The organism is Candidatus Thermoplasmatota archaeon, assembly GCA_022848865.1.
GTDB lineage: Archaea > Thermoplasmatota > Thermoplasmata > RBG-16-68-12 > JAGMCJ01 > JAGMCJ01.
Genome location: JAJISE010000074.1, coordinates 1 through 4578, shown reverse-complemented (window position 1 = coordinate 4578; position 4578 = coordinate 1). Strand labels below are relative to the sequence as shown.

The following is a 4578-nucleotide window of genomic DNA, read 5'->3' as shown; positions in this document are numbered from 1 at the left end:
CGGGCTTCTCGGCCTGTTCCGGCTCCTTCTTGGGCTCCTTGGCTACAGCTGGCGCTTCCTCAGTCGTTTCTTTTGGCTTATCCTCGGGCTCCGCGGGCGCCTCCATATCGACATCAGGTCGGGCGGGATGCATGTCGTGGACCAAGGGCGAGAACTCGTGGTAGCGTATCTTGCCTTCCTCAATCCTCTTCACCGTGTACCCCGGGATTGTGACCTTCCTGCCATCGACTGCGATATGTCCGTGGACAATGAGCTGTCTAGCATGGTTGGGAGTGTGGCCAAGCCCTTTCACGTAGGCCATCGTCTGAAGCCTCCTGGAAAGGATCGCCTCGAGGTCGAGAGCAAGAACATCGTCCAGAGTGGCCCCTTCCTGAGGGAGCAACCCTTGTCGACCGAGTTTTGCGAGGAGCTCCTCCGTCTCCTTCTCGGCCTGTTCGTCCCCATATCTGCTCTGTGCCTGGAGGACCCTAGAACGCTGCCTGAACCTGCGGATAAGGGTCTGCGCCCTCCAAAGCTCTTTCTTGTTCTTGAGGCCGTACTTCTTGACGAGCTCGCGCTCGAACTTGATCCTCTCGCCCTGCCACGGATGGGAGGGTGAATCATATTTTCTTCTCGGAAACTTCGGGTCTCCCATTCAGGGCTCACTCCTTCTTCTTCTGGCGCATGGCCAGTCTCGCCGCTTTCTTCATCACGCCGACCGTGAGACCTGACCTGCCGTTGGAGCGGGTCCTCTGCCCCCTGACTTTCTGACCCGTCTCATGCCGGATTCCCCTGTAACAGCGGATCTTCCTCATCATATTGATGTCGTCCCTCAGACTGATGCCGAGTTCTGGTCCGATTATGTGGTGATCCTCTCCAGTCTCAAGATCCTTCCTTCTGTTCAGGAGCCAGGGAGGAACTACATCGGGCAATTCCTTCAGTATCTTCTCGATCTCCTCAATCTTGTCATCGGGCAAATCACCGATCCGAGCCCTCCTGTCCAGCTTCAATTGATCCACGAGTATCTCCGCCGTTCTGACCCCCACTCCCTTGACCCCCGGAAGAGCCACGACCACGGGCTTCTCTCCTGGGAGATCGGTGTTCATGATTCGAACGATGTACTTGAATTCGCTATCCTCTTTGTCACTATCAGTTACCATCAGTCACCCTCTGGCTGCGAGTATGCGTACTTAAGAAAGAGCTATTATTTAAGAGTTGGCGTACACAGAAGACGGATTTCAGGCGGTTTCCAGATGCCTCTCGATCTCGGGGAGGATGTCATGGTGCTTCCTTTCGATGGTTCCTATCAGGACCCTCGCTATCATGAGTTCCTCACTGGAGTTCACGTAGTCCCCCAGAAGAAGATCCTTCTCTGCCTTTTCTACGACCTCGTCGAGCTCGTTTGATATCTCGATCCCGAGCTCTCTCATCACGTTCAACCTTTGCTTGGTCTTCACCAGGTTCTGACTGACCTTGAGATGGATTGAACTAATCTTCGTCGCCTTCTTGAGGGCATCTTCTCCGCAGTTGATGGCCCTCTGGAAAATCCCTCTTTCGAAGGCCCACCTAGCATCTTCCAATAGGTCTTGGGATCCTGAGACATCGAAGCCTGTGTTCTTGGCTGCCTCGACTGCGTTCTCGGCCTTCTCGATCGTCTCCTTGGCCCTTCCCTTCCGGTCGTCGAGGGTCCTCACCTCTCCCGAGACCTCGATTGACTTCAGTCTCGCGGACTCGAAGTTCCCGTCAGCGAGGGCCTGCCCAGCAACCTCGTGAAGCTTGGAAAGGTCGGACGACCGGATTCCTACATCCTTTCCCTCCATGAGCGCCTTCTCAGCCGACTTGTACGCCTCCACGGCCTCTATGTAGCTCTTCTTCAGTGTTTCCACGCGTCTTTCGGCCTCAACGGAGACATCATACGCCTCCGTCAGCTCCCCCCTCCTGATGCTGTCGTCCGCCTGCGTGAGAAGTCCAGTGACTTCCGCGAAGACCTTCTTCTTGAGCGTGTCCTGATCCACGTAGACCATGGACTTCAGGGTGTCCTCCAGAATCATGTTGGCTACGAAGATCGCATTTGAGGCTGTCTCGTGCTCCCTCATCTTCTTCAGAGCGATCTTGTAGGCTTTCGAGGCGATCTTCTGAGCTCCGCCGTAGTTGGGTATTGCCAGGCCCCTCTCATCAATGGTCTCCTCCATTCGCTTCTTGGCCTTGGCCAGAAGAGCTTCGAACTCGTAGGTGCCCATCCCGTGTTCCTTCATCTTCTCTATCCGAGAGAAGAGCTTGCCGATGATCTGCCTGGCTCCTTTGTACTTCTTGGCAAGCATCGAACCATGTTTCCTCGCCTTGACGATCCCTGTCCTAGCCTCCTCAAATCGACCTTCCTTGAAATCGGTAATCGCCATCTTCAGAATCTTCGCAGCTGATGCGATGTCGGCCCCGGATCCCTTCATCTCCAGAATCGATGTCTTCGCAAGCTGGAGCTCTCTCCGGATCGCCTCTCTCTCCTTCTTTCTGCCGAAGACCTTCATCCCCTCATCCGCTTCCGCTCTTCTCGGATTGGGCGTGAGCAAATGCCAAGAACTAATCGACTGTTGGCGAACCCTCTCTGCCCATCCACTGTGTGTTTGTAATTAATTGGTCTGGGAGTATTTAAACTGTCCTAACGTGGCTCCACGGAGACGCGTGTGATTGCCTCATCCAGGGTGGCCTCAGGATATAACCTTTATATATGGGCACACCTACTCAGCAAACCCTCGCTTTGACCCAGCGTAATGAAGGGGAAGGAGGCGTCCTTTGAGAGTGCTTCAACACCTAGAAGAGAGATTGCAGGAAGGAAAACTGCATATGACCCTCATAGACCCAGAGAAACAGCCGGGGGACGTGGCAAGCGATGTGGCAAGCACGATGGAAGACATGGGCACGGATGCCATCATGGTCGGCGGGTCAACTGGAGTCACGCAGGAGAATCTTGACACCACGGTGAAAGGCATCAAGAGCGTCGTCGAGATTCCCGTCATACTGTTCCCAGCTGGCGCGGACACTATCAGCAGGCATGCGGATGCCATCTATTTCATGAGCATGCTCAACTCCAGAACCACCAGACTGCTTGTTGGGGAACAAGTCCAGGCTTCGAAGACTATCAAGGACCTCGGGCTCGAGACGATCTCGATGGGTTACGTAATCGTCGAGCCTGGCATGAAGGTCGGTGAGGTCGGGCGGGCAGATCCCCTACCTCGCGATAACCCGGAACTGGCTGTCAATTACGCTCTGGCGGCTGAGTTCTTCGGGATGGACCTCTTCTATTTGGAGGCGGGTTCGGGTGCCCCCGCACCTGTGCCGTTGGAGATCGTAAGAGCCGTCGGAGAGGAAATCTCAATACCGCTGGTCGTTGGTGGAGGCATAAGGGACGAAAGAAGCGCCCGAGATCTGGTGGAGGCGGGTGCTGACGTACTGGTGACAGGAACGGCCGTCGAGCGGACCCGGGACCTGGCGAGCCTGAAGGAAATACTGGACGCTATCAAGAGAGGGAATCGATGAAAAGCCTGAAGTTCGCCAGTCCCCAAGAGATCCAGCAGGAAACGGCGAAACTGGCGAAGAGGATGTTCACCGCTCCAAGGCCCGAGGTCCTGCTTGGACCCATAATACTCCTGTCCCTCGTTATGGGCCTCCTTCATGCCGGAATGAATTGGGAGGCAGTTCGCGAAGGCGTATACATCTTCCTTGCTCCCGCCCTTCTGGCAGCTGTCCTCTCCGCACCCTTGGCGCGAGTCCTGGGGGGGAGACACTATCTGAGACGCTCCTTCCTTTTGGTGCTCGTGTCACTGGCATTGGCAACAGCGGTTCTTGTCGTCTGGAGACTGATCGTCCACTTCACGGGAGACGGGGGCCTGGTCGTTCCCGCGCTCATTCTCGTGACGTCATCCACATTGTGGATAAGGCTGATCACGCTCTACGCGACATCCCAACCCAGCATGACGAAATCGCTTCTTGTGGCATCCACTCAGCCGCTGTTCGGGTACATCGCCATATGGAACCTCTACGGTCTGAACCCCTTGAACTTCGCGTTGTCCGTGTTGTTCTTCCTGATATTCGCCTCGGCGGCTTCGCTCCTCATCACAAGCGCCAATCTGCCCTTCAAGCACAGCTTCGGAATCAATGGGATCAAGATGGTCTCTTTCTTCCTTGACTACATGACGGAAGGAGGAGACAGGCGGGCGAAGGAGATCGAGGGCTTCTTCCAGTCATTCTCCATCCCGATCGCCGCGTGGGTCGGCATCGTCGCCTTCAGAACGGAAAGGGGCGTCAAGGCCCTTGTGGTCGTACCGTACATCCATCCTGGCCCTTTCGCGAAACTGGGGGGAAGTGATCTCCCCGCGAAGCTCCTGGAAGACCTTGGGGACCTGTCTCCCAACCTCCTCGTGCCGCATGGTCCATCGACTCATGACTTCAACCCGCCAACAAGTCAGGAATGCAGGAAAATCGCAGCGGAAGTCAGGCATCTGCTCAAGGATGTGGAGTACTCCGATGAGGGTAGCCTCTTCGTGAGGAGCAGGAAGGGGTTGGCACATACGTCCGCACAGATGTTCGGCGATTCGATCGTGA

At 55.7% G+C, this 4578-nt stretch carries 5 protein-coding genes; 2 read left to right on the top strand and 3 right to left on the bottom strand.

Annotated elements, in window-relative coordinates:
* The 3 genes from LN415_09480 to LN415_09470 all read right to left on the bottom strand — a co-directional run.
* Positions 1-634: 30S ribosomal protein S4 (locus LN415_09480; GenBank protein MCJ2557315.1), on the bottom strand; the 634-nt coding region annotated here is incomplete at its 3' end.
* A gap of 7 nt (positions 635-641) precedes the next feature.
* Positions 642-1139, bottom strand: a complete 498-nt coding sequence (locus tag LN415_09475; GenBank protein MCJ2557314.1) for a 30S ribosomal protein S13 — start codon at positions 1137-1139, stop codon at positions 642-644.
* A gap of 78 nt (positions 1140-1217) precedes the next feature.
* Positions 1218-2504 (bottom strand): hypothetical protein, encoded by a 1287-nt coding sequence (locus tag LN415_09470; protein ID MCJ2557313.1) that lies wholly within the window; start codon positions 2502-2504, stop codon positions 1218-1220.
* 265 nt (positions 2505-2769) lie between these two features.
* Here LN415_09470 and LN415_09465 point away from each other — a divergent pair, with 265 nt between their 5' ends.
* Entirely contained in the window at positions 2770-3513 is a 744-nt protein-coding gene (locus tag LN415_09465; protein ID MCJ2557312.1) for a geranylgeranylglyceryl/heptaprenylglyceryl phosphate synthase, read from the top strand.
* A partial coding sequence (locus tag LN415_09460) for a DUF2070 family protein (GenBank protein ID MCJ2557311.1) occupies positions 3510-4578 on the top strand: 1069 nt, incomplete at its 3' end. The genes LN415_09465 and LN415_09460, both read left to right, overlap by 4 nt.